The sequence below is a fragment of the Streptomyces sp. NPDC041108 genome, from assembly GCF_055592645.1.
In genome coordinates this window covers 2,477-5,461 of record NZ_JBVIYK010000047.1, presented here as the reverse complement: position 1 = coordinate 5,461, position 2,985 = coordinate 2,477, and the positions used below count along the sequence as shown (strand labels likewise).

Annotated in this window: 2 rRNA genes (1 of these 2 running past the window's edge); both read right to left on the bottom strand. The window is 56.9% G+C overall.

Going from position 1 to position 2,985, the window contains the following annotated elements:
• Window positions 1–117, bottom strand: a 5S ribosomal RNA gene (gene rrf / locus ACZ6BB_RS42065).
• A gap of 96 nt (window positions 118–213) precedes the next feature.
• Window positions 214–2,985 (bottom strand): 23S ribosomal RNA (locus ACZ6BB_RS42060) (it continues 429 nt past the right edge of the window).

Below are 2,985 nucleotides of genomic sequence, written 5' to 3'. Positions count from 1 at the left end.
GTTCGGCGGCGTCCTACTCTCCCACAGGGTCCCCCCTGCAGTACCATCGGCGCTGTAAGGCTTAGCTTCCGGGTTCGGAATGTAACCGGGCGTTTCCCTCACGCTATGACCACCGAAACACTATGAAACACTCAACCGCACCATCCCCCGTGACCAAACAAGGGAATGGGGTTGTTCGTGGTTTCAGAACCAACACAGTGGACGCGAGCAACTGAGGACAAGCCCTCGGCCTATTAGTACCAGTCAACTCCACCCGTTACCAGGCTTCCATATCTGGCCTATCAACCCAGTCGTCTACTGGGAGCCTTACCCCATCAAGTGGGTGGGAATACTCATCTCGAAGCAGGCTTCCCGCTTAGATGCTTTCAGCGGTTATCCCTCCCGAACGTAGCCAACCAGCCATGCCCTTGGCAGAACAACTGGCACACCAGAGGTTCGTCCGTCCCGGTCCTCTCGTACTAGGGACAGCCCTTCTCAATATTCCTGCGCGCGCAGCGGATAGGGACCGAACTGTCTCACGACGTTCTAAACCCAGCTCGCGTACCGCTTTAATGGGCGAACAGCCCAACCCTTGGGACCGACTCCAGCCCCAGGATGCGACGAGCCGACATCGAGGTGCCAAACCATCCCGTCGATATGGACTCTTGGGGAAGATCAGCCTGTTATCCCCGGGGTACCTTTTATCCGTTGAGCGACGGCGCTTCCACAAGCCACCGCCGGATCACTAGTCCCGACTTTCGTCCCTGCTCGACCCGTCGGTCTCACAGTCAAGCTCCCTTGTGCACTTACACTCACCACCTGATTGCCAACCAGGCTGAGGGAACCTTTGGGCGCCTCCGTTACCCTTTGGGAGGCAACCGCCCCAGTTAAACTACCCATCAGACACTGTCCCCGATCCGGATCACGGACCCGGGTTAGACATCCAGCACGACCAGACTGGTATTTCAACGACGACTCCACCCGAACTGGCGTCCGAGCTTCACAGTCTCCCAGCTATCCTACACAAGCCGAACCGAACACCAATATCAAACTGTAGTAAAGGTCCCGGGGTCTTTCCGTCCTGCTGCGCGAAACGAGCATCTTTACTCGTAGTGCAATTTCACCGGGCCTATGGTTGAGACAGTCGAGAAGTCGTTACGCCATTCGTGCAGGTCGGAACTTACCCGACAAGGAATTTCGCTACCTTAGGATGGTTATAGTTACCACCGCCGTTTACTGGCGCTTAAGTTCTCAGCTTCGCCACCCCGAAGAGTGACTAACCGGTCCCCTTAACGTTCCAGCACCGGGCAGGCGTCAGTCCGTATACATCGCCTTACGGCTTCGCACGGACCTGTGTTTTTAGTAAACAGTCGCTTCTCGCTGGTCTCTGCGGCCACCCCCAGCTCACCGAGTAAATCGGATCACCAGTGATGGCCCCCCTTCTCCCGAAGTTACGGGGGCATTTTGCCGAGTTCCTTAACCATAGTTCACCCGAACGCCTCGGTATTCTCTACCTGACCACCTGAGTCGGTTTAGGGTACGGGCCGCCATGAAACTCGCTAGAGGCTTTTCTCGACAGCATAGGATCATCCACTTCACCACAATCGGCTCGGCATCAGGTCTCAGCCACAAGTGCGACGGATTTACCTATCGCACGGCCTACACCCTTACCCCGGGACAACCACCGCCCGGGATGGACTACCTTCCTGCGTCACCCCATCACTCACCTACTGCAAGTCTGGTCCGTCGGCTCCACCACTCCCCTTTGCCCGAAGGCTCCGGGGCGGCTTCACGGACTTAGCATCGCCTGGTTCAGTGTTTGACGCTTCACAGCGGGTACCGGAATATCAACCGGTTATCCATCGACTACGCCTGTCGGCCTCGCCTTAGGTCCCGACTTACCCTGGGCAGATCAGCTTGACCCAGGAACCCTTGGTCAATCGGCGCAAACGTTTCTCACGTTTGTATCGCTACTCATGCCTGCATTCTCACTCGTGAACCGTCCACAACTCGCTTCCGCGGCTGCTTCACCCGGCACACGACGCTCCCCTACCCATCCCAGCAGGCGTTGGCCCTTTATGCTGGAATGACACGACTTCGGCGGTACGCTTGAGCCCCGCTACATTGTCGGCGCGGAATCACTAGACCAGTGAGCTATTACGCACTCTTTCAAGGGTGGCTGCTTCTAAGCCAACCTCCTGGTTGTCTCTGCGACTCCACATCCTTTCCCACTTAGCGTACGCTTAGGGGCCTTAGTCGATGCTCTGGGCTGTTTCCCTCTCGACCATGGAGCTTATCCCCCACAGTCTCACTGCCGCGCTCTCACTTACCGGCATTCGGAGTTTGGCTAAGGTCAGTAACCCGGTAGGGCCCATCGCCTATCCAGTGCTCTACCTCCGGCAAGAAACACACGACGCTGCACCTAAATGCATTTCGGGGAGAACCAGCTATCACGGAGTTTGATTGGCCTTTCACCCCTAACCACAGGTCATCCCCCAGGTTTTCAACCCTGGTGGGTTCGGTCCTCCACGAAGTCTTACCTCCGCTTCAACCTGCCCATGGCTAGATCACTCCGCTTCGGGTCTTGAGCGTGCTACTGAAACGCCCTGTTCGGACTCGCTTTCGCTACGGCTACCCCACTCGGGTTAACCTCGCAACACACCGCAAACTCGCAGGCTCATTCTTCAAAAGGCACGCAGTCACGACGCATCGAGTAAACTCGACACGCGACGCTCCCACGGCTTGTAGGCACACGGTTTCAGGTACTATTTCACTCCGCTCCCGCGGTACTTTTCACCATTCCCTCACGGTACTATCCGCTATCGGTCACCAGGGAATATTTAGGCTTAGCGGGTGGTCCCGCCAGATTCACACGGGATTTCTCGGGCCCCGTGCTACTTGGGTGTCTCTCAAACGAGCCGTTGATGTTTCAGCTACGGGGGTCTTACCCTCTACGCCGGACCTTTCGCATGTCCTTCGCCTACATCAACGGTTTCTGACTCGCCT